Origin of the sequence: Nonomuraea purpurea (assembly GCF_042650645.1) — a bacterium.
GTDB lineage: Bacteria > Actinomycetota > Actinomycetes > Streptosporangiales > Streptosporangiaceae > Nonomuraea > Nonomuraea purpurea.
The window spans coordinates 181,195-202,266 of sequence record NZ_JBHSBI010000013.1 but is presented as its reverse complement, the minus strand read 5'-3'; the positions used below and the strand labels follow the sequence as shown (position 1 = coordinate 202,266).

Here is a 21,072-nt window from a genome sequence, read left to right as displayed (position 1 = left end):
ACACCCAGGCGTGGAACAGCCCTCGGACCCAGATGGCAACCAGGCCGAACCAGACCGCGCCCCCGACCCGGCAGACTTCCCCGACCCGCACTCCACCCGAAAGCCGACGCCCGCCGGCGGCCTGACGTACGCCAGTGATCGACCAGCCCCGCCCGACCACACCGCGGCCGCCAACACCACCGACAGCGGCCCGCCCGCCGCCACACCGATCATGGCGACCAAAGAACACCGCCGGTTCCTGGAGTTCGCCGACGCCGTCCGCCGCAAACGCTACGTCGGCCTGTGCTTCGGCGCCCCCGGCGTCGGCAAGACCGAATCCGCCCGCAGCTACACCCGATGGGACCAGCTCGCCCCGCACCTGGCCGGTACCCAAGGCACCGGCTCCCAGGACACCGACACCGATATCCAGGAGGTCCTGGCCGCCCGCGCCGTCATGTACACCCCCAAGGTCCACAGCGCCCCCCAGAACCTTGACAAAGAGATCTCCTACCTGTGCGACAGGCTCGGCTGGACCGTCGAACTCATGCTCCAGACCGGCCGCGGCACGGGCAACCGCCCACCCGGCCCGAGCAGCCCGGGCCCCAGCGGTGCCGAACTTCTCATAGTGGACGAAGCGGACCGGCTGAAGACCGCAGCGCTGGAACAGCTCCGCGACCACCACGACCGCACCGGCATCGGACTCATCCTCATCGGCATGCCCGGCATCGAAAAACGCCTCGCCCGCTACCCCCCAGCTCTACTCCCGCGTCGGATTCGTCCACCACTACAAACCCCTGTCCGTCGACGAACAGGCCTTCGTCCTCGCCCGCCACTGGCCCCACCTCGGCCTCGGCAACACCGACGACTTCGCCACGACCGAAGCCATCGCCGCCATCACCCGCATCACCAGCGGCAACTTCCGCCTCACCACCCGCCTCGTCGACCAGATCGAACGCGTCCTGGACATTAACCAGATGACCACCGTCACCAAAGAAGTCGTCGAAGCCGCCCGCGAGAACCTCGTCATCGGAATCATGTGACCGCACCACCCAATACCCGCGCCCCACCACAACGACGCCGAACATTCCCCGCTGCTCGCCAGGCCCCAAGCCAGGCGGGCAGCGGCACTCGCATCCCACCCGGCCAGCTACGCCGTCAGGTCTCGGAGGGGACCCAGGTGCGGGCGGCCTCGTGCAGGCGTATCAGCTGGTCCCAGTGTTCGGCAACGGTGGTGCGGCCGGGCTCGGTGAGGCTGACGACGGTTCGGGGACGGCGTCCGGTGGTCTTGTCGATTTTGACGATTCCGCCCTTCTCCAGCTTGGCCAGATGGCTGGACAGGTTGCCTTTGGACAGGCCGGTAACGCGCTGGAGGTAGAGGAAGTCGGCGCTTTCGCAGGCCGACAGCGCACTGGTGATCGCCAGCCGGGATCGGACCCGCGAGCCGGCGAAGGTTCGGCTCATGGACGCCACCTCGAGGCTCAGTTCCGGGGAAGCACGGTCGCCGCGATGATGACGTTGTTGACGATGGTCGCGGTGACGGTGCGCGCAACCGCTTCGGCGGCGGCTCCGGCTCCCCAGTTGCCTTGCTCGAGCTCCTTGGCGCGGGTGATCACGGGGGAGGTCCAGGGGATCTCGTGGTGGAACTGGGGAAGCGTCCCGCTTCCCGAGAGCAGTGCCGCGAGCGCGGCGACACGGGGCTGTGGTTCCGCGCCCTCGACGAGCACGTCGCGGACGTCTTCGAGGAGGCGACCTCGGCGCCCACTTCCGCCGTCCTCAAGGACGGTCGTGTTGAACAGGCCGAGTGCCTTGCGGGTTCCCCGGCGGATGTCGCCGCGTTTGATGAGCCTGTCCAGCAGCGGGCTGCGCAGTGTCGGCCCGATCGCCGCGAGAACCGTCTGGACGCCTCGGGGCTTCTGGGAGACGTAGTCCCATGTGGAGCGGAGGATGTCATCCGACGGCGGGCGGTTCTCGATGGCTTCCACCCGTGTCGTCCCGCCCCAGCCGGTGTCGGTTCGGACGTGATCGCCAAGGGCGAGATCTGCGAGCACCGCTCCCGCGAGGGTGTAGAAGAGCGTGTTCTCTCCTGCGATGGTCCCGGCGCCCGGCTGGAACAGCAGGAGCAGGAGATCCTCCGCCAGGGTCGGAGCTCCGGGCCGTTGCGCCTCGCCGGGCGTCTCGGTCTCGCCGCCGACGAACGGCTCGTCAGGGTGCTGATTCATCAGTCATTCCTTTCTGTCGTGGACCGGTTCTGTCGTCGATCGGGATGGCGCTGACGCCACGATGAAAGCCGTTCAGGCCAGCAGGGCCGTGAGCATGCCCCAGGACAGGGTCGTGGTCACGGTCGTCCAGGCAACGATCGCTATCGCCTGCCACAGCAGGACCCACCTTCGCGGCGTGCCGGAAGCGACGAGCATGGCGGAGGTGAACTGGGTCGGAATTGCCAGGGGCCCGAGGAGGCTCGCGCCGGGCACGCCGAATCGGACCAGGTATCGCCGGAAGCGCTGACGTCCCTTCGACTCGGGCTTGGGTTCCGCGGGCGTCTCGATCCGGCGCGCGCGACGAGCCACCGCGGTGGTGCGGACCCGCGAGCTGAACAGCACGACCGCGAGAACGCAGAGGAAGTTCCCCGAAGCCGCGGCGATGCCGGCGACGACGGGATGGATCCCACCCAGGACGCCGATCGGCGACGCTCCTTCGCCCTCGATGAACGGGATCGCTCCGGCAAGCATGACGATGAGGGGCTGGACGATGTCGGGGACCTGAGCCACGAGATCTTGGAAGTTACGGACAAGGGCCTCGATGGGATTCACGGGAGCTCCTCAGGCTGCGTCTCGCGGATGTCGCGATCTGGTTTGATTCAGCCCCAGTAGAGACCGCGTTCTTGGAACATGGTCAAATCCCGTGGAAGGCGACGGTCAGCCGTCGCCGTTCGCCTCGCGCGTGATGCGCGGTTGCTCGTGCGCGAGGATGCTGGCGCGGTGAAGGACATCGATCTGAGCGGCGTTGTACAGCTCATTCACCGCTTCGATGAACGTCTGCTGCGTGACATGCGCACTCTTCGACAGATGCGTCACCGGATCGCTCAGCCAGGGGTAGTCGATGAGGTTCTGTGTGAGGATCGGCGCGAGCTTCTCGGCGAGGCGCTGCCGGGTCGCCTCGTCGGCGTCAGGCGGCAAGTCGTCGATCTCGCTGCTGATGGAGTCGGTGTCGGCCTCCGCCATGAGCCGCAGGTCCGCCATCGCGTCCTCGTCGTAGAGCTGCGTGTAGATGTGGATGATCGAGCTGTCGGCCTCGGACAGGCGTGAGGCGACGGACTCGAACCCCGCCGGCGCGTCGGCCGGCACGCTGTCGCGCAGGATGGCCGCGATGTCGAACCGGGCTCTCTGCAGACGCTCGATGCGTGCCGCGAGTTCGGCGTCGAGCTGACGCAGCGCATCCGGGGTGCTGTCCCCGCCCGCGCCGACTTCTCCGATCTGCGAGAGCGGCACGCCGAGCTCGGCGAGCCGTCGGATGCGCAGAAGGCGCACGAGATCCTGCACCCCGTACTGTTTGTATCCGTTGTACCTGCGCTCGGGCTCGTCGAGCAGGCCGAGCCGGTGATAGTGCCGAATGGTGTTCACCGTGGTGCCGGCGAGTTCCGCGAGTTCGCGTGTGCTCCAGGCCACGTCGTCTCCTTCCTGCGCTCACAGAGTGCATTGTCATCTCGCCCGCCGGATATCAGGTCCAGCAGATACGTCGCCGCGATCTCGTCAACGCAGGTGCGAAGAAAGACCGTAGCACTTCGGTGCTGCTCGGTACCGAAGTGCTACGGGTCGCCCTGTACATACCTGAAGCCGACGCCGAACGCGCACGACCCCGTGCTCGCGAGTGGCCCTACGGGCGTGAGCCCAGGTTGCGCAGTGCCATGTCGGCGATGTCCTGGAGGTCGTCGTGGCCGAGGCCGCCGGCGGCCTGGACGGCGATGCCGAATGCCACCGTCATGATGTATCGGGCGAGTCGCCCTGCGTCGGCGTCGCGCGGGAGGTCGCCCTCGTCGACGGCGCGCTGGAAGCGTTCCTCAAGGCGCAGGCCCGCATCGTTGCGCCAGCCGACGAGCAGATCGTGCGCGGGCCGGCCTGCGTCGCTTGCCGCCAGCGCGCCCTGCACTGTCAGGCATCCAGGATGGCCTTCTGGAAGGGTCGTGGTCCGAGCCGCTCCATGGAGGAGCGCCTCGGCCACCCCTCGTGCGGTCGGCTCCTCCAGGGCGCGCGTCGCGTAGGAGGCCGGCCCCTCGGTGTAGCGTTCCAACGCCCTGCGGAACAGCTGCTCCTTGTTGCCGAAGGCCGCGTACATGCTCGTCTTGGTGATCCCCATGGCCCCGGTCAGATCGGAGAGGGTCGCCCCCTCGTATCCCCGCTCCCAGAACACCCGCATGGCGCGCTCCAGCGCCTCGTCGATGTCGAATTCCCTGGGCCGGCCCATGACAGTACTCCGGGAACCACCCATCCCACGATCGTACTCCTTGGCACCGCTGGTCATGCTGTGTCCCCCGGGACGAACACGCATCGATTGTTGACCCTGTGCTGGGAACACGATGTTGATTTGGCGGCACCGACATGAAGGAGGCCGCCACGTGAGCGGAACCAGGAGCAATGCGTCACTCCCCAGCAGGAGAGGACTTGCGGGTCGCCCAATCCGTCGACGATTCGGTGCCGCGAGCCTCGGCTTGATGGCCACGGTTCTTCTGAGCGTTGCATGCACTCCCGGAATGGTAGAGAGATCCGCTCCCAGCAAGACTGCGCCCGATGCCGCACTGCAGCGGTACTACGCCCAGGAACTGAAGTGGGAGGATTGCGCCGACTTCGCCACAAACGCGCGTGAGGCGGAAATCCTCGGGAAGGCCGCAGCCGAATGCGCGTGGCTGAGGGTGCCGCTCGACTACGAGGATCCCAAGGGCGACACCGCTGCTGTCGCAGTCTTGCGTGTCGCCGCTCGTGGCGAGTCGCAGGGTTCGCTGGTCTTCAACCCGGGCGGTCCTGGTGGCTCCGGCACCTTGGGCGCTGTGGCCGCGGCGTCGGCGATGGGAAAGAGCCGCATCACCGAACGATTCGACGTGGTCGGCTTCGACCCGCGGGGCGTCGGAGCCACCGACCCCGCGGCAGACTGCTACTCCAAGGACGGCAAGACCCGCGGCGACGCCGTGTTCCCGCTGCTCGCCATGAACGCCGCTCTGACAGAGGAGGACACGCGCGCAGTGCTCGAACGCTGCGCCAAGGGATCCGGGGGCAAGGCGGCGCTCGCGCAGATGGGTACGCGCACGACCGCCCGTGACATGGATGTGCTCCGGGCTGCGCTCGGCGACGAGAAACTGACGATGCTGGGCCAGAGCTACGGCACCCGGCTGGGAGCGGTGTACGCGGAGCAGTTCCCGGAGCGGGTGAGGGCAATGATCCTCGACGGCGCGTTCGACCCTCAGCTGGGAACGATCGAGCGTCGGCTCTCGGCGTACGCGGGGTTCCAGGCGGCCTTCGAAGCGATGGCGGCCACGTGCGCCGCCAAGGCCGAGTGTCCGCTGGGGACGGACCGGAAGGCGTGGACGTCGACGTTCCAGTCCATCGTCCAGCCGCTTGGTGAGCAGCCCGTGCCGGCGCTCGATCAGGAACTCGACTTCGACGAGGCGCTCGGCGGTGTGATGGCAGGCCTGTACAGCCCGGATGCATGGCCGACCGTCATCAGTGGCATCGCGGAGGTGCAGAAGAAAGGTCGCGGCGACCAACTCCTGCAGCTCGTGTACGACCTCGAAGGCGGTGACCCCGATGCGCAGGTGAACGGGAATCTCTCCGAGGCCCTGTTCGCGATCAACTGCATGGACGAGAAACGCCTCACGCCGCAGGACGTCGCGCGGCTGCGCACGATGACCAACAAGGTAGCGCCGTTCATGAATCCCGGTGGGGATGTCACCGAGGGAGCGCGCGACGGGTGCGAGTTCTGGCCGGCCGACCCGACTCTCGGGATCCCCTATGCGCAGGACGTCGAGGGCCTTCCGAACACTCTCGTCGTCTCGATCACTGGAGACCCCACCACTCCGCACAAAGGCGCCATCAGCCTCGCCGACACCCTGGGCAGCGCCCTGCTGACCGTGAAGGGCGAGGGGCACACGATCGTCGCCTCCGGGGCGAACCCGTGTGTCGACAAGATCGCTGCGGATTACCTGATCGACCTCGAACTGCCGGCTGAGATGCCGACGTGTTCTGTGAAAGCGCCGGCAGCGCAGTGACTGATGCATTGTCCGCGTCCCGCAGGGATGATTCGCGATCCGTTACGCGGATACCGTCACGGCGTCCTGCGCCGGCGTCTTGAGGCGGGGGAGCAGGGTCAGGGCGGCGACCAGTCCGAGTACCGCCCCGTCATGGTGGGTCCGCAGTGCTCGGCCGTCTACTGCGTCGGCTCGGCCGGTCCGGTCTGCCCGCCGCCGAACACCTCCTGGACGAGCCGCTGCGTCGCCTTCTGGAACGGCCCGCTCATGGACAGGTCGGTGTCGTCCACGTAGTTCAGCGAGGCGGTCAGGGTCTTGCCGCCGTCGGGCGTGCTGTACATCAGCCCCGCGTGGCCCGCGATGCCGCCGTTGTGGGTGATGACCTTGCCGCCGCCTGGTACGTCCTGCACGAACACTCCCAGGCCATAGCCCACCTTCGACTCCGGTGTGCACATCTCGGCCAGCAACTCGGCCGGCAGCAGCCTGCCGCCGACCAACGCGGAGATGAACGTGGCCAGGTCGCGGGTGGTGGAGATCATGTCACCGCCGGTGGAGATCCAGGACGGGTTCTGGCGGGTGACGTCGGCCACCTTCTCCTGGCCGTCCTCCTCATACCGGTAGTAGGCGTGGGCGTGCGGCGCGGGAATGTCCGGGGAGGTGTCCGGCACCACGGTGCCCGTCAGGCTGAGCGGGCTCAGGATCAGCCGCTGCATCTCCTCGCCGAGCGAGCGGCCGGTGACCTTCTCGATCAGCAGCCGGGCCAGCACGTAGTTGGTGTTGGCATAGCTCCAGTCGGTGCCCGGCTCGAACCTCGCCGGCTTGGACAGCGCCAGCCGGACCAGCTCTTCGGGCCGGTAGGTGCGGAACCGTCCCTCCACCCACTCCCGGCCCTGATAGACGACCCCCGGCACGTACTCGGGGTAGAAATCGCCGGTGAAGTTGAACACCCCGCTGGTGTGCTGCAGCAGCATCCGCACCGTGATCCGCTCGTCCAGCCCGAACTCGGGCAGGTAGCCGGCCACCGCGTCGTCCAGCCCGATCCTGCCCTCGGCCACCAGTTGCAACACCACGGTCGCGGTGAAGGTCTTGGTGTTGCTGCCGATACGGAAGTGCCCGTCCGTCGGCGGCTCCTCGGTCCCGCCGAGCTCGCCCACCCCGGCGCTGCCGACCCACTCGCCCAGCTCATCGCGCACGCGCAGCGTCACCCCGACGAGACCGGAATCGACGATCTCCTGGATGACCTTCTGCAGCTCCGGACGATCCTGCCTGGCTGCGCCCGGTGGCACGGCCACACCGCTGTCCGAGGCGGCCGGCCCGGACGTGGTCGAAGCGGCGTCGAGGGCTTCGATGATCTTGCGGGCCATCTCCGCCATGGTGGGGCTGGGCGCGCCATGCTGGGGACGCGTGGCCGCCTCGATGGCGACGAGGACGGTGCGGCGGAAGTTGTCGGCCTCGGCCGGAACCTGCTGCTGGAGCAGGCTCATGGCTTCCGTCAGGGCCGGCAGCACCTGGTCGGCGAGTTCGGCTACCGACTTGCCGTACTTCACGCCCTTGGGCGCCTTGGCGAGCACGTGCCCGACCAGGCCGGTCGCAGACGTCAAGGCGATGGAGCCCTCGGTGGCGGCCTTGTGAGCCGAGCCGGCGGCACCAGCGGCGGACATCAACGAGACGGCGCCCCACGCGGCGGTCCGCAGGGTCAGATTGTCCTGCTCCGAAAGAGTGACGGACATGATTGCATGCTCCTTGAAACCGATGAGAAAATTCACTTGAACGGACCGATGATGGAATGCGGTCCTGTTGGTACCCGAGGTATCTGGATTGCTCAGGTCGGCCGGCCCGGAGTCAGTCCGTGATCGGGGAAATCCACTCGATGAGCTGGATCGCCACGCCGTTGGGGTCGGTGAGCTGCATCAGCAGCTCACCCCACGGCTCCCGCCGGAGCGGGATGGTGATGGTGGCGCCTTCACCGCGCAGCCGCTCGTACTCGGCGGCGAGGTCGGTGACCGCGAACACCACGATCACGTCTGCCAGTCCCTGACCCGGTTGCCACCGCGCGAGGTCCCGCTCCACCAGGACCAGGTCGACGGCTCCGTCGTCCCGGCCCAGTGCGATGAAATCCTCGCCGGCCAGGATTTCGCGGAAGCCGAGATGACTGGTGAAGAAGCGACTGGAAGCGGCGGGGTCGGCGACGGTCAGGGATACCGAGGAAGAGACGATGTTCACGCCGCAGCACCAGAGAATGACATGTCCCGATCTACCTCCCGACAGGCGTGCTTTTGGATGGATCAAGCATCACGCCGGGCAACGCTGCGGATCAACGGCGACTATCGCAACGGTCGTTAACCCGCGGTTGACGGTCTTAGCCGGGCAGCGGCCCCAGCTCACGCACCACGCGGGCGAGGGCGCGGATCATGTCGTTCTCCGCATCGCTGCGCCACACCAGCCCGTACGGCAACGCCTCCATGTCAGGGACGGGCAGGTAGACCATGTCGGGGCGCGGGTAGTAGCGGCTCACGTGGACCGGGAAGAGGGAGACCGAATCCCCCAAGGCCGTGTGCATGAAGATGTCCTCGATGTTGTCCACGAGGTCCGTGCGGTCGATCGACCGGCCCTTCGGAGTGAACTCCGGAACGTAGTGGTCGAACCATTCACCAGGCACCTGCTCGACGCCCACGTGCCGATAGTCGCCGACCGCCTCCAGAGAGATCGTGGCCCACTTGGCGAGGGCGTGGCCGGCAGCTACGGCCAGCACCCTCGGCTCTGCGAAGAGCAGGGGACCCACGGTCAGGTCAGGCTCCTCCACGGGTAGCCAGGTGACCAGGATGTCGGCCTCCCCGTTGCGTAACTGGGCGAACGGATCCGCATAGCCCGACATCCGCAGGCGCAGCTCCCACTGCGGGTGCCGGGAGCGGAAGGTCTCCCAATACCGGCGCAGCTCCTGGAGATTGGCGGGAAACAGGCTGACCCGGAGCGTGCCGGTCTTGCCCCGGGCCGCCAGCCGGGCCCGCTCCAGGCTCTGCGACAACCCCTGATGCAGCTGGCGCAGGTCGTCGCGGAGCTGCTCGCCCACCGGCGTGAGCTGTACATTGCGGCTGTCCCGGGCGAAGAGTTCGACGCCGATGGCCCGTTCCTGCTTCTTGATCGCCTTGCTGACGGCCGCCACGGAGACGTGCAGCCGCTCTGCCGTGCGGCCGAAGTGCAGCTCCTCGGCAAGAGTCAGAAAGATCTCAATGTCACGCAGCTCCACAGGTCTTTCCTTCCCGACCCCGAGTCACGTGATCGTCGTGCTCCGATCCAAACGCCTGGACACTTGATTCACCGCAACGTGCCTTGAGGGCTGGTCAACGTGCCCTGATTGCCGGGAAAGACCATATCGCTCTGACCTGGGGGAGGAGGCCGCCAGGTTATGCGGATACCGTCACGGTGTCCTTCGCCGGCGTCTTGAGGCGAGGGAGCAGGGCCAGGGCGGCGACCAGTCCGAGTGCCGCCAGCACGGTCGAGCCCAGGAAGGCCATCCGGTATCCCGAGACGAGTGCTTGGGGTGCGGTCGAGTCGCCCGTGACGGTGGTGGCGATCGCGACCAGGGCGGCGATCCCGATGGAGATGCCCACCTGCTGGGTCACGTTGAACAGGCCGGACACCATCCCCGACTCTTCGGGGGCGGCCTGGGAGGTGGCGGCGATGGTGACGGCGCCGATGAGCAGGCCGAAGCCGAAGCCGCTGAGCAGTTCGGAGGGGAGTAGGTGGGTCAGGTAGTCGCTGGTGACGTCGATGCGCAGGTAGAGGACGGCACCGGCGGCGATGGAGGCCATGCCGGTTGCGGTTGTGGTGCGCAGCCCGTACCGGGTCAGCATCCGGCCCCCCAGGAGCGAGGCGGTCAGGGCGATCGTCAGGGGGATGGCCACCATCGACAGCCCTGACTGGGTGGGGCTGTAGCCGAGGACGAACTGGGTGTAGAGGGGGAGCAGGAAGCCCACCGGCTGCATCGCCGCGACCGTCAGGAACATCACGACGTTGCCCGCCCGTAGCGTCCTGCGGCGGAAGACGTTCAGGGGGACGAGGGGGTTGGCCGAGCGGCGTTCGATGAGGAGGAAGGCGACGATGAGGACGATGGCCAGGGCGCCGACGCCGAGGGACGTCTCGGACGCGTCCACGAGGGCGTAGATGAGCAGGGCCAGGCCGGCGGTCGAGGTGATCGCGCCCAGCACGTCGAAGCCCTTGGTGCGCGCGGCGGAGCGCACGGAGGGCAGCAGGACGAGGGCGAGCGCGCCGACGGCCAGGCCGATGGGTGTGTTCACGAGGAACACCGCCCGCCAGCCGAACCAGTCGGTGAGCAGCCCGCCCAGCACCGTGCCGGCGGAGGCGCCCATGGCGCCGACGGCGCCCCAGAGGCCCATCGCCTTGTTGAGCGCGGGGTCGTCCTTGAAGATCGTCATCACCAGCGACATCCCGGCGGGCGCGACCAGCGCCCCGGCCAGGCCCTGCGCCGCCCGTACGGCGATCAGCACCCCGCCCGACGAGGCCAGCCCGCCGATCAGGGACACTGCTCCGAAGAGCGCCATCCCGGCGATGAACATCCGGCGCTTGCCCACGTAGTCGGACAATCGCCCGCCCAGCAGCAGCAGTCCGCCGAACACCAGCGCGTACGCCGTCGTCGTCCATGACAGGTCCTGGGCGGTCATGTTCAGGTCGCGACCCATGGGCGGCATCGCGATGCCCACGATCGTGGAGTCGAGGATCAACACGAACTGAGTGGTGGCCAGCAGTGAGAATGCGGCCCATTTGTTCTTCATGGCCAGAACTTCCTAAGGGAACGTTTTGTAACAGTGGCCATGATGTGTGACCATCGAGGACAGACGGAAGAAGGCACTTTCATGTCCCAGAGGAACACCGCTGTACCACCGCAGCTCAAGACGCTGGACGATGCCCAACTGATGATCGAGCAGGGCTTCTGCCCGATCCCTCCGCGCGAGATCCTCGACAGGATCGCGGGCAAGTGGGCGATCCAGATCGTCGTCTCGACCGCGCACGGGCCGATGCGGTTCACGGAGCTGGAGCGGCTCATCGAGGGCATCAGCCGCCGCATGCTCACCCTCACCCTGCGCAACCTGGAGCGCGACGGCCTGCTTGAGCGCACGGTTCACCCCACGGTGCCGCCCAAGGTCGAGTACCAGGCCACGCCGATGGCGCTGGAGCTGTACGAGGCCATGCTGACGCTCACGAACTGGTCGCGTAAGCACAGCGCGTGCGTGGCCGCCTCCCGGGAGCGCTACGACGCCCGCCAGACCGCCGACGTCTGAGCGGGGAGCGCTACGACGCCAGACCGCCGACGTCTGAGCGCGGCGATCGACGGGGTCACGGGAGCTCGTTCGGCTACTATCGAGGGCCAAAGTACGCATACACGCGTTATCCATGGGAAAAGTGGGTCCCCCGGGTCAACTGGTGGCCATGGGACATCTGGAGTGCCGACTGCAAAAGGGCTCGGCGCGGTCAAGAGGGGTGACGTGCCTGCATGGCCCATGCACACGAGCCCGGCGGGCCACCGCTGGTGCTGTTGGTCGAGGACGACCCGCAGGACGCGGTGATCGTCCAGGAGTTATTGGAGGAGAGCGGCCTGGCCGTGCGCCTGGAGTGGGCGCGGTCGGTGAACGAGGCGCGCCGGATGTTGCCGCGGTTGCGCCCGCAGTGCGTGCTGCTGGACCTCGGCCTGCCGGACGCCTACGAGTTCTCGGCGCTGTCGGCGGTGCTCGATGAGGCCGGCGACGCGGCCGTCGTGGTGCTGACGGGCCTGGCGGAGGAGCAGGCGGGCCTGGCGGCCGTCGCGGCGGGCGCCCAGGACTACCTGGTCAAGGGCCGGGTCGAGGGCGAGTGGCTGGGCCGGGCCCTGCGTTACGCCATGCACCGCAAACAGGGCGAACGGGCGGCGGTGGCGCTGCAGGCCGAACGCATCCGCGCCAAGGAGAACGCCCGCCTGGAACGCGGCCTGCTGCCCTCGCCGCTGCTGCAGAGCTCGCGCATCGAGGTCGCCTCCCGCTACCGGGCCAGCAGGGGTTCCGCGACGCTGGGCGGCGACTTCTTCGACGTGGTCGAGTCCGACGACAAGGTCGTGCACGCGGTGATCGGCGACGTGTGCGGCCACGGCCCCGACGAGGCGGCGCTGGGCGTCTGCCTGCGCATCGCCTGGCGGGCGCTGGTGCTCAGCGGCGTGACGGGCGCCGCCCTGCTGCGCCGGCTCGAACACATCCTGAAGGCCGAACGGGCCGGTGCGGAGGTTTTCGTGACGATGTCCACGCTGATGCTGGAGCCTGACCAGCGCACGGTCCGCGTGTGGCTGGCCGGTCACCCCGGGATGCTGGTGCACACGGCGGACGGCGTGAGGTTGCTGGAGCCGGAGCAGGGCCCCGCGCTCGGCCTGCCCCTTGAGGCGGAGTGGCGCCAGCACGTCATGGAGCTGCCCGCCGGCGCGGGGCTCACGCTGTTCACCGACGGCCTGTTCGAGCGGCGGCTGCCCGGGGAGACGCCCCGGTGGCTGGGCGAGGAGGGGCTGCTGGAGCTGGCCCGAGGGCGGGCGGGGCTGGACGGCGAACGCTTCCTGGACGCGCTGATCGCCGACGTCGAGGCCGCCGCCCCCGAAACCGCCGCCGACGATCTGGCCGTCGTCCACCTGCGGTGGAAGGCATGAACGTGACCGCTCAGGAACAGGGTGGCCGGTGGCGGCGGCTGACGGTGCACGGCTGGTTCGTCGTGGTGCTCGGTGCCATCACGGTCCTCGTCGTGATCTGCGCCGTCGTGGCCACGATCATGCTCGGCCGCACGGCCAGCCTGTCCGAGAAGCTCACCGAACGCCTCTCGCCCGCCAGGGTCGAGGCGGCCCAACTGCGCAACGCCCTGCTCGACCAGGAAACCGGCGTACGCGGCTACCTGCTGACCGGCAACCGCGAGTTCCTGCGCCCGTACACCGACGGCCTGACCGCCGAGCGGCGCAGCATCGCCCGTATCGCGAGCCTGGTCGAGGGCCGGTCCGAGGTCGTCACGGACCTGAACGCGATCCGCACCGCGGCCGACGGCTGGCGCAGGCAGTACGCCGAGCCCGCCACGGCCGGCAGGCAGGCGGGCACCGCCGTCCAGGGCTCGGCGACCGAGGGAGGCAAACGGTCGTTCGACGAGGTCAGGGCGCGGCTTGACCGGCTGGGTGAGCGGCTTGAGCAGGTCAGGTCGCGGACCCAGACGGAGCTGGAGCAGGTGCAGAGCGTGCGCGACTGGGCTTTCGTCGCCATGCTGGGGGCGTTCCTGCTGGCCGGGGTGGCGATGGCCGTCCTGCTGCGCCGCGCGGTCGGGCGTCCGCTCGACGACCTGCGCATCGCCTCCCGCCACATCGCCTCCGGCGACTTCGACCACCCCATCCCCGCCAGCGGCCCCGCCGACATCCGCGAGGTCTCCCGCGACGTGGACCAGATGCGCAACAAGATCGTGCGCGCGCTGGAGGAGTCGCACGCGCAGGAGGTCCTGCTGCGCGAGCAGGCCATGGAGCTGCGGCGCTCGAACGGCGAGCTGGAGCAGTTCGCGTACGTGGCCTCGCACGACCTTCAGGAGCCGCTGCGGAAGATCGCCACGTTCTGCCAGCTCCTGGAGAAGCGCTACGGCCACGTGCTGGACGAACGCGGGGCGCAGTACATCCACTTCGCGGTCGACGGCGCCACCCGGATGCAGGTCCTGATCAACGACCTGCTGAGTTTCTCGCGTGTGGGCCGTTTGTACGACGACCGCAAGCCGGTCGAGCTGGAGGAGGCGCTGGACAAGGCGATCGACGACCTGTCCACCGCCGTCGAGGAGGCCGGCGCCGCGTTCGAGCGGCCGGAGCGGCTGCCGAGCGTCGTCGGCGACGCCACGATGCTGAGCCTGCTCTGGCAGAACCTCATCGGCAACGCCGTCAAATTCCGCGACCCCGAGCGCCCGCCCCGGATCACGATCACGTGCGAGCCCGCCGACGAGGGCGGCTGGCTGTTCGCGGTCGCGGACAACGGCATCGGCATCGAAGCGGACTTCGCCGAGAAGATCTTCGTCATCTTCCAGCGCCTGCACAGCCGCGAGACCTACACGGGCACCGGCATCGGCCTGGCGATGTGCAGGAAGATCGTCGAGAACCACGGCGGCCGGATCTGGCTTGACACCACATTCACAGGAGGCGCCCGTATCCTCTTCACTCTGCCAGGCCCGGCCCACCACGACGAAGGAAGCGGTTCATGACGACACCCCACCCCATTGAAGTGCTTCTCGTCGAGGACGACCCGGGTGATGAGCTCATCACGCGCGAGGCGTTCGAGGACAACAAGATCGACAACAACCTGCACGTCGTCAGGGACGGCCTGGAGGCGCTGGACTTCGTCTACCAGCGCGGCGAGCACGCCGACGCGCCCCGCCCCGACCTCATCCTGCTCGACCTGAACCTGCCCAAGTACGACGGCCGCCAGGTGCTGGAGAAGATCAAGGGCGACCCAGAGCTGCGGGCGATCCCCGTCGTGGTCCTGACGACCTCCTCGGCCGAGGAGGACGTCCTGCGCAGCTACCAGCTCTTCGCCAACGCCTTCGTGAGCAAGCCCGTCGACTTGGAACGTTTTCTGGCCGTCATCCGCCAGATCGACGAGTTCTTCGTCACGGTGGTCAGGCTTCCCGGCCAGGTCCGGGTTCCCGGGACTCAGGAGATTTCCTAGGAGTACGGCGGACGAGCCGGACCGCCGCCGCGCGCAGCAGCCGCCACCCGCTCCCCAGAAGCAGCGGCACCAGCAGCACGCCCACGAAAATGGGCGTGGCCATGTAGCGGAAGTCCTGCGCCGAGATGTTGGCCAGGACCGTGAGCTGCTGCCCGGCGACCACCGCCACCACGGCAAGCACGTACCGGTTACGCAGCGCCCAGGCCGCCAGCGCCGCGGCCAGGTAGCACACGTACGACCACACGGCTCCCCGCCACAACACCCAGTCGTACTCGGGCGCCAGCGCCGAGGTGAGCCACGGGTCGGCCACCCGGTTCAGCTCCCACGACAGCGGCCGCAGCGAGAACACCCACCGCCCGGGAAAGTCCGGCACCTTGCCGGGCCCCACGTAGGTGTCGGCGTTGGGCCGCCGTGAGAACCGGTACGTCATCCCGCCGACGTCGAGGGGGTCCTGCGTGGGCCGCCACGCGATCGCCCCCCGGCACAGCCGCGTCTCAATGATCAGGCGCGGCTCGCTCACCAGCAGCCGCCGCCACAGGTCGAGCAGTTCGGTGGCGTGCGCGTCGGCCTGCTGCCAGTTGAAGTCCTCCCGCCAGATCAGCGGGTTGACGGTGTAGCAGACCCCGCCCCACCACCACCGCTCCAGCGGCGCCACGGACGCCATCAGCGCCTTGTCCTGCTCGCTGAACCGCTCTGGACGGTCCTTGAACGCCACCGCGATGTCGGCGAAGGCGGTGTGGTAGACGTACGTCTTGGCCGGGGGCACGATCCCGAACGTCGGGAACACCATGTTGGTCAGCATGAGCGGCAGCGCCGCGGCCGGCGTGCCGATGAGCAGCAGCCACGCGCGCCTGGTCTTGACGATCAGCAGCAGCGCGACGACGGCGACGCCCACCACGAGGAAGCCGTTGGCGCGGAAGAGCCCGAGCGCGACCACGAGCAGCGCGAGCCCGGCCAGCGCGGGCCCGGTGACCGTGCGCCTGGCCGCCATCCGCGCGCACACCCCCGCGATCGCGACCGCGCAGATCGTGAACGGCACGTCCTTCCACAACGTCACCGAGAACGCGCCCACGGGCGGCGCCAGCGGCATCAGCACGACCACCGCGGTGGTCAGCTTGCGCGGCGCGCCGGCCGACTTGAGCGACTGCGCCAGGAACGTCAGCGCCCCGGCCATGGCGGTCGTCTGCGCGAACGAGACGGCTCCCAGGTCACCGGTTTTGGTGTAGCTCAGCCACATCAGCGCGTCGTAGGCCACCGAATGGTCGCTCACCCATGGCCCGGCCAGGGTGTGGCTGAGATACAGGACCGAGTCGCGGCTGAACAGGCCGGGGTAGAAGGCCGCCCACCAGCATCCGAGCACCGCCTGGATGATCAGGAAGGTGGTGAGCGCGATCCACGGCCTGGGTCTTTCGAGGGTGGTGTCGCTCCCCATGATTCCAACGGTTACTTGAAGTAGCTGACCCCGGACGCCGGGCCCTTGCCGCGCAGCATCGTCGGCACGGTGACGAGCGTGTAGCCGCGCTTCTTGAGCTCCTTGAGCACCTTCGGCATGGCCTTCACGGTCGCCGGGACCGTGTCGTGCAGGAGGATGACGCCGTTGGGCTTGGCCAGCCGCAACACCGCCGCCTCGATCTTCTTGGCGTCACGGAGATTCCAGTCGAGCGTCGTGCCCGTCCATAACACCTGGGCGAGGTCTGTCTGGTGGGCCAGCCCCAGGATCCGGTCGTCGGTGTGCCCGTAAGGAGGCCGGAACATTCGCGGGCGCTGCCCCGTGGCCTTGCCGATCAACTCCTGCGTCACCTTGAGCTCGTCGAGGACCTCGTTGTCGAGCCGCGACGGCAGCGAGGCGTGGGAGTAGGTGTGGTTGCCGATCGCGTGCCCCTGCGCCAGCGCCTTCCTGGCCACCTTGGGCCGCTCTTCGACCCGCTTGCCCACCAGGAAGAAGGTGGCTTTGGCGCCCTCCTTCCGCAACGTGTCGAGCAGCGCGGACGTGCCCGGGCCAGGACCGTCGTCGAACGTCAGCGCCAGGCATTTCACCCGGGCGCAGTCGACCGCCGTCGAAGCCGAAGCGGGCAGAGAGGTCAGAGCGAGAGAGGCTGCGAGGAAGGCGTGAAGCACCACAGGGGACAGCCTAGGGCCATTGCCGTTCACCTGTGTGACCTGTCTTGTCTCGTTCCGAACACGAGCGGATCAGTTCCCGAGTCGCGCCTTCAGAAACAGGGTCACACCCTTGAGTGACTTGACCGGCAGGTACCGTTCCGCGCGGATGACCGCCGACAGGCCGGCGTTCACCAGCAGGGGCATCCGCCGCAGGTCGCTGCCCTGCGAGCGGCGCCGGTACCGGGCCACGAGCGGGCGCAGTAGCACGTTCCAGCTCCAGACCCGGTCGACCTTCAGCCCGGCCCGCTCCACCACGACCGTCAGCGACTCGCGGCCGTAGCGCCGCACGTGGCCGACGGCGTCGTCGTGGGCCGACCACAGCGCCATGTCGCACGGCACCGCGATCAACGCGTGCCCGCCGGGCGCCAGCACCCTGGCGATCTCCGCGGCGACCTGGTGGTCCTCGTGGACGTGCTCCAGCACGTCGAACGCGGTCACCAGGTCGAGGCTGCCCGGCTCGAACGGCAGCGCCCGCGCGTCGGCCATGACGGCCTTGAGCCCGCGCTCCCTGGCCATCTCCACCGCCGTCTCGCTCTGGTCGGCCGCCGTCGCGTCCCAGCCCGCCTCGACCAGCACCCTGGTGTTCCCGCCGCCCGCGGCGCCGACGTCAAGCGCCCGCCCGGGGCGGCCCATCCCGCGCAGTTCCCTGCGCAGGATGGCCCGGCGTTCGCGGTACCACCAGTGGGTGTCCTCAAGGGCGATCAGGCGGCTGATCTCAGTGTGGTCCATTGATCATGTCTTCCAATGCGACGAAACGGGCAAACCCGAGCAGACAGTATGTTGCGGTGACTGCGCACACCTCCGGCAGGGGACCCGGGGGCACCGCGAGCACGGCCATGGTGGTGAGGGCGTAGTTCGCCAGGAACGCCGGCGCCGCGCGCCGGCCGGCCTCGCCGGTGACGAACCCGGTCAGCGCGAGCGCGCACAGGTTCGTCACCGCCGGCGGCCACAGATCGCGCAGCAGCAGGAACAGCAGCGCGTACACGACCGTGGACAGGCCGATGACGGCGAACGGGCCGAGCCTGGCCGGCCGCCGCCCCGCCACCATCGCGTCCGGGTGCGTGGGCGTCGGCTCCGAGCGCCGCACCCCGACCCCCGCCCGGCCCAAGGACATCGACCAGGCGACCCTGGCCAGCCCCTTCAGGTCGTCGACGGCGGTCCTGACGATGCGCACGCGGGAGTCGACGTCCTCGATCCAGTCGACAGGCACCTCGTGCACGCGCAGCCCGTTGTGCTCGGCCAGCAGGAGCAGCTCGGTGTCGAAGAACCAGCCGTCGTCCTCGATCTTGTCCATGAGCGGCCTGACCACGTCGGTCCTGGCCGCCTTGAAGCCGCACTGGGCGTCGCTGAACCCGGCGCCGAACCCGTACCTGAGCAGGGCGTTGTAGCCGCGCGAGACCACCTCGCGCCGCAGCGACCTGCGGATGCGCGCGCTGTGCGCGAGACGGGTGCCGACGGCGATCTCGGAGTGGCCGCTGGCCACCGAGGCGACCAGCGGGAACAGGGCGTCGAGGTCGGTGGACAGATCGACGTCCATGTACGCCACCACCTCGGCCGGGCTCTCCCGCCAGGCCGCGCGCAGCGCCGCGCCCCGTCCGCGGACGTCGATCCTGCGGGCGTGCACCCGCTCGAACTCCGCCGCCAGCGCGTTCGCGACGGGCCAGGTGGCGTCGGTGCTGCCGTTGTCCACGATCGTGATGCGCCACGGCAGCGGGAAACCGGCGCGCAGGAAATCGGCCAGCGTGCTCACACAGCCCGGCAGGGCACGCTCCTCGTTGAGCACGGGGATGACGATGTCGACGCTGGCCAGCCGGGTCGCGGTGTCGAGGGTGCGGGGCTCGGCACGCGTGTCCATAGATGGGGTCCTGTCCCTGTGGCGTTACGTACACAGGGATCGTGCAAGGGGCGTCCAGCGGGGCGCGTGCGCTTTTTCCTGGCCATTCCATGGACGGGCACAATTTTTACTCCGTGACGAGTTCATAAACCGAAGTGGTCGCGTTCTGAAAACGCAACCTGGCGACTTTCCCCAGCTCCGGATTGATTCCGGTGAAAAGCCACCTGACGCCGTGCCGCCTGGCCAGGCGGCGGGCCTTTCCTGCGGAGGGCCTGGCGAACAGCGCGTCGTTGGCTTTCAGCCGGGCCTGGTTCGCGAACGGCACCTGCAGGTAGGAGCCCACGGCCCGCGACAGCGTGCTCTCGGCGTACGCCCAGCCCTCGACCAGCACCCGCCGTTCGCTGAACGCCGACACCCAGAAATGCCTGCTGTCGCACGCGTACCCGGCGACCGGACGGCAGTGCAGGTCGGTGGCCACCACATCGCCGGGCGCGGAGTGGTCGCGCAACCACCGCCCCGCCTCCAGGGCGCCCGCCGGGATCAGCGGCCCCGGCCCCTCCTCGATGGGCAGGACGTGGCCGGCCACCTCACGGACGGACGTCGGCACCGCGTACCCCGCCAGCAGCGCGACCACGAGCACGATCCCGCGCCGCCACACCAGCGCCGCCCCGACCCCGAGCACCAGGTACGGCAGCACCAGCCCCGCCAGCGCGTCCCCGGGCACCACGACGAAGGAGGCCGCCAGAGCCGCCGCCGCGCCCATGAGCACCACCGGCCACGGCAGCGCCGACACCCCGCACACGGCGGCGATCGACAGGTAGGGCCGCGCGCTCTCCAGGAAGTAGAGCTGGGAGTCCGCCGGATGCCCGAGCACGAACGCCGCGCCGACCCCCGCCGCCCCGATCCCGAGCACCAGCAGCATCGGCGGCTCCAGCGCCCGCCGCCCCAGCCCCGCCACCCCGCCCCACACGCAGGCCAGGCAGAACAGGTACACGACGGCGAGCAGCGGCACCGCGTCGTCGGCGACCGGCAGCTTGCGCAGCAGCGCGAGCGGCTCGACCGCCGTTCCCTGCGCGCCCCGTCCGAACAGCACGACCTGCGCCACCAGTAAGCACACCAGCGCCATCCCGGCGGGCACGACCCACTCGGCCCGCACCCGCCGCTCCACCGTCCCGCGCACTGCCGCCACGACCGCCAGACCGGCAAGCAGCAACGGCAGGAACGTGGCCTTCGCCCCGGTGAGCGCCAGCAGCAGCACCCCCGTCGCCGCCCACGCCCGCCGCCGCTCGGCCAGCAGCAGCACGACGGGAGCGAACAGCAACGCCCCGAACGTCTGCGTGGGGCTCGCCCACGCGGTGAACATCGACCGCGTCGAGAAGACCACGTTCTCCTGCAGCGCCGGGCCGAACAAGAAGTACGTCACCCCGACCGCCGCCGCCCCCGCCCCCCAACGCCCGCCCAGCCGCCGCCCGAGCAGCGCGACCAGCACGACCATCGCCGCCGTCATCGGCAGCGTGGACAGCCGGTAGACCAGCGTGGCCGGCTCGACGCCGGTGACCCAGCTCGTGGCGGCCATCTCGGCGTAGACGAACCAGTGGTAGGACAGCCGCTCGCCCACCACGGTCGGCAGCGCGGGCGGCAGATGGTGTTTCACCTCGCCGACCAGCGCCAGGTGGTACGGCATGTCCACGTAGGCGCTCTCGACCGGCACGCGATACAGGAACAGCGTGCTCCACACGATCAGGTAGGCGACCACCCCGGCCAGCGCCCACGCGCACCACGCGGGCAGGCGCTCCTTGACCGGCGCCCCCCGCCAGTGCCGCCGCAGCCGCGGCACGCACACGAACGCGCAGACGACGCCCGCGGACGGAACCAGCACGAGCAGCGGCGCCCCCACCGCCCTGGCCGGCAGATAGGCCAGCACCTCGACCGCGTACCCGAACGCCAGCCCGGCCGCGACATCCTCGGCGATCGACCTGCCGCCCCCGGCCAGCGCCCGCCACAGCAGTGTCCCCGGCAGCGCCACCCCGAGCCCCAGATAGGCGCAGAAGACACCCAGGTCGCGCGCGGAGACCCCGCACCACAGGAACGCGGCCACCGCGCCGGCGCACACCACGACGGCGGGCGCCCACCCGGCCGGCCTGAGCGTCATC

General features: G+C 69.2%; 20 protein-coding genes and 1 pseudogene. 6 read left to right on the top strand and 15 right to left on the bottom strand.

The window, feature by feature from the left end; all coding sequences use genetic code 11:
- Positions 1-211: 211 nt before the first annotated feature.
- A pseudogene (locus tag ACFOY2_RS25995) lies at positions 212-658 on the top strand (AAA family ATPase); the annotation flags it as partial.
- 28 nt (positions 659-686) lie between these two features.
- Here the strand turns inward: ACFOY2_RS25995 and ACFOY2_RS25990 are convergent.
- The 6 genes from ACFOY2_RS25990 to ACFOY2_RS25965 form a co-directional block, all read right to left on the bottom strand.
- A complete protein-coding gene (locus tag ACFOY2_RS25990) occupies positions 687-1,064 on the bottom strand; it encodes a hypothetical protein (RefSeq protein ID WP_379530794.1) in 378 nt (125 codons plus the stop codon).
- A 70-nt stretch (positions 1,065-1,134) separates the two neighbouring features.
- Positions 1,135-1,440, bottom strand: coding sequence for a transcriptional regulator (locus tag ACFOY2_RS25985; RefSeq protein ID WP_379530701.1), 306 nt, complete (start codon positions 1,438-1,440; stop codon positions 1,135-1,137).
- 17 nt (positions 1,441-1,457) lie between these two features.
- A complete protein-coding gene (locus ACFOY2_RS25980) occupies positions 1,458-2,198 on the bottom strand; it encodes a GOLPH3/VPS74 family protein (protein WP_379530700.1) in 741 nt (246 codons plus the stop codon).
- A 72-nt stretch (positions 2,199-2,270) separates the two neighbouring features.
- Entirely contained in the window at positions 2,271-2,789 is a 519-nt protein-coding gene (locus tag ACFOY2_RS25975; RefSeq protein ID WP_379530699.1) for a hypothetical protein, read from the bottom strand.
- Between the two features lie 105 nt (positions 2,790-2,894).
- The gene (locus tag ACFOY2_RS25970) at positions 2,895-3,644 is read right to left on the bottom strand and encodes a MerR family transcriptional regulator (RefSeq protein ID WP_379530698.1); all 750 of its coding nucleotides are present in this window, start codon (positions 3,642-3,644) and stop codon (positions 2,895-2,897) included.
- Positions 3,645-3,852: 208 nt separating this feature from the next.
- Positions 3,853-4,440, bottom strand: a complete 588-nt coding sequence (locus ACFOY2_RS25965; protein WP_379530697.1) for a TetR/AcrR family transcriptional regulator — start codon at positions 4,438-4,440, stop codon at positions 3,853-3,855.
- Positions 4,441-4,726: 286 nt separating this feature from the next.
- Here ACFOY2_RS25965 and ACFOY2_RS25960 point away from each other — a divergent pair, with 286 nt between their 5' ends.
- A complete protein-coding gene (locus tag ACFOY2_RS25960; protein WP_379530696.1) occupies positions 4,727-6,235 on the top strand; it encodes an alpha/beta hydrolase in 1,509 nt (502 codons plus the stop codon).
- Positions 6,236-6,393: 158 nt separating this feature from the next.
- Here ACFOY2_RS25960 and ACFOY2_RS25955 read toward each other — a convergent pair whose 3' ends face one another.
- The 4 genes from ACFOY2_RS25955 to ACFOY2_RS25940 all read right to left on the bottom strand — a co-directional run bounded on the left by ACFOY2_RS25955 (position 6,394) and on the right by ACFOY2_RS25940 (position 11,007).
- Positions 6,394-7,944, bottom strand: a complete 1,551-nt coding sequence (locus ACFOY2_RS25955; protein WP_379530695.1) for a serine hydrolase domain-containing protein — start codon at positions 7,942-7,944, stop codon at positions 6,394-6,396.
- Positions 7,945-8,056: 112 nt separating this feature from the next.
- Complete coding sequence (locus ACFOY2_RS25950; RefSeq protein WP_379530694.1) at positions 8,057-8,437, bottom strand: VOC family protein; 381 nt, start codon at positions 8,435-8,437, stop codon at positions 8,057-8,059.
- 136 nt (positions 8,438-8,573) lie between these two features.
- The gene (locus ACFOY2_RS25945; RefSeq protein WP_379530693.1) at positions 8,574-9,461 is read right to left on the bottom strand and encodes a LysR family transcriptional regulator; all 888 of its coding nucleotides are present in this window, start codon (positions 9,459-9,461) and stop codon (positions 8,574-8,576) included.
- Between the two features lie 157 nt (positions 9,462-9,618).
- Entirely contained in the window at positions 9,619-11,007 is a 1,389-nt protein-coding gene (locus ACFOY2_RS25940; protein ID WP_379530692.1) for an MFS transporter, read from the bottom strand.
- A gap of 81 nt (positions 11,008-11,088) precedes the next feature.
- On the opposite strand from ACFOY2_RS25940, the gene ACFOY2_RS25935 reads away from it, so the two are divergent.
- The 4 genes from ACFOY2_RS25935 (at position 11,089) to ACFOY2_RS25920 (ending at position 14,925) form a co-directional block, all read left to right on the top strand.
- Entirely contained in the window at positions 11,089-11,514 is a 426-nt protein-coding gene (locus tag ACFOY2_RS25935) for a winged helix-turn-helix transcriptional regulator (protein WP_379530691.1), read from the top strand.
- Positions 11,515-11,726: 212 nt separating this feature from the next.
- Positions 11,727-12,896, top strand: a complete 1,170-nt coding sequence (locus tag ACFOY2_RS25930) for a PP2C family protein-serine/threonine phosphatase (protein WP_379530690.1) — start codon at positions 11,727-11,729, stop codon at positions 12,894-12,896.
- Entirely contained in the window at positions 12,893-14,461 is a 1,569-nt protein-coding gene (locus ACFOY2_RS25925; protein ID WP_379530689.1) for a sensor histidine kinase, read from the top strand. Before ACFOY2_RS25930 ends, ACFOY2_RS25925 begins: the two co-directional genes overlap by 4 nt.
- The gene (locus ACFOY2_RS25920) at positions 14,458-14,925 is read left to right on the top strand and encodes a response regulator (protein ID WP_379530688.1); all 468 of its coding nucleotides are present in this window, start codon (positions 14,458-14,460) and stop codon (positions 14,923-14,925) included. Before ACFOY2_RS25925 ends, ACFOY2_RS25920 begins: the two co-directional genes overlap by 4 nt.
- On the opposite strand, the gene ACFOY2_RS25915 is transcribed toward ACFOY2_RS25920, so the two are convergent.
- From ACFOY2_RS25915 to ACFOY2_RS25895, 5 genes are all read right to left on the bottom strand, one after another.
- Positions 14,876-16,357: a hypothetical protein gene (locus tag ACFOY2_RS25915; RefSeq protein WP_379530687.1), complete on the bottom strand. Its 1,482-nt coding sequence runs from the start codon at positions 16,355-16,357 to the stop codon at positions 14,876-14,878. The genes ACFOY2_RS25920 and ACFOY2_RS25915 overlap by 50 nt on opposite strands.
- A gap of 11 nt (positions 16,358-16,368) precedes the next feature.
- A complete protein-coding gene (locus ACFOY2_RS25910; RefSeq protein WP_379530686.1) occupies positions 16,369-17,046 on the bottom strand; it encodes a polysaccharide deacetylase family protein in 678 nt (225 codons plus the stop codon).
- Positions 17,047-17,115: 69 nt separating this feature from the next.
- Positions 17,116-17,814, bottom strand: a complete 699-nt coding sequence (locus ACFOY2_RS25905; RefSeq protein WP_379530685.1) for a class I SAM-dependent methyltransferase — start codon at positions 17,812-17,814, stop codon at positions 17,116-17,118.
- A complete protein-coding gene (locus tag ACFOY2_RS25900) occupies positions 17,801-18,940 on the bottom strand; it encodes a glycosyltransferase (protein ID WP_379530684.1) in 1,140 nt (379 codons plus the stop codon). Before ACFOY2_RS25900 ends, ACFOY2_RS25905 begins: the two co-directional genes overlap by 14 nt.
- 106 nt (positions 18,941-19,046) lie before the next feature.
- Positions 19,047-21,071 (bottom strand): hypothetical protein, encoded by a 2,025-nt coding sequence (locus tag ACFOY2_RS25895; protein ID WP_379530683.1) that lies wholly within the window; start codon positions 21,069-21,071, stop codon positions 19,047-19,049.
- Between the last annotated feature and the right edge of the window lies 1 nt (position 21,072).

What these genes read in the sequence shown, in the direction of transcription:
- ACFOY2_RS25990 (WP_379530794.1), bottom strand. Translation starts at nt 1,064, where the DNA reads ATGTTCGGCGTCGTTGTGGTGGGGCGCGGGTATTGGGTGGTGCGGTCA.
- ACFOY2_RS25985 (WP_379530701.1), bottom strand. Translation starts at nt 1,440, where the DNA reads ATGAGCCGAACCTTCGCCGGCTCGCGGGTCCGATCCCGGCTGGCGATC.
- ACFOY2_RS25980 (WP_379530700.1), bottom strand. Translation starts at nt 2,198, where the DNA reads ATGAATCAGCACCCTGACGAGCCGTTCGTCGGCGGCGAGACCGAGACG.
- ACFOY2_RS25965 (WP_379530697.1), bottom strand. Translation starts at nt 4,440, where the DNA reads ATGGGCCGGCCCAGGGAATTCGACATCGACGAGGCGCTGGAGCGCGCC.
- ACFOY2_RS25960 (WP_379530696.1), top strand. Translation starts at nt 4,727, where the DNA reads ATGGTAGAGAGATCCGCTCCCAGCAAGACTGCGCCCGATGCCGCACTG.
- ACFOY2_RS25955 (WP_379530695.1), bottom strand. Translation starts at nt 7,944, where the DNA reads ATGTCCGTCACTCTTTCGGAGCAGGACAATCTGACCCTGCGGACCGCC.
- ACFOY2_RS25940 (WP_379530692.1), bottom strand. Translation starts at nt 11,007, where the DNA reads ATGAAGAACAAATGGGCCGCATTCTCACTGCTGGCCACCACTCAGTTC.
- ACFOY2_RS25935 (WP_379530691.1), top strand. Translation starts at nt 11,089, where the DNA reads ATGTCCCAGAGGAACACCGCTGTACCACCGCAGCTCAAGACGCTGGAC.
- ACFOY2_RS25930 (WP_379530690.1), top strand. Translation starts at nt 11,727, where the DNA reads ATGGCCCATGCACACGAGCCCGGCGGGCCACCGCTGGTGCTGTTGGTC.
- ACFOY2_RS25925 (WP_379530689.1), top strand. Translation starts at nt 12,893, where the DNA reads ATGAACGTGACCGCTCAGGAACAGGGTGGCCGGTGGCGGCGGCTGACG.
- ACFOY2_RS25920 (WP_379530688.1), top strand. Translation starts at nt 14,458, where the DNA reads ATGACGACACCCCACCCCATTGAAGTGCTTCTCGTCGAGGACGACCCG.
- ACFOY2_RS25915 (WP_379530687.1), bottom strand. Translation starts at nt 16,357, where the DNA reads ATGGGGAGCGACACCACCCTCGAAAGACCCAGGCCGTGGATCGCGCTC.
- ACFOY2_RS25905 (WP_379530685.1), bottom strand. Translation starts at nt 17,814, where the DNA reads ATGGACCACACTGAGATCAGCCGCCTGATCGCCCTTGAGGACACCCAC.
- ACFOY2_RS25900 (WP_379530684.1), bottom strand. Translation starts at nt 18,940, where the DNA reads ATGGACACGCGTGCCGAGCCCCGCACCCTCGACACCGCGACCCGGCTG.
- ACFOY2_RS25895 (WP_379530683.1), bottom strand. Translation starts at nt 21,071, where the DNA reads ATGACGCTCAGGCCGGCCGGGTGGGCGCCCGCCGTCGTGGTGTGCGCC.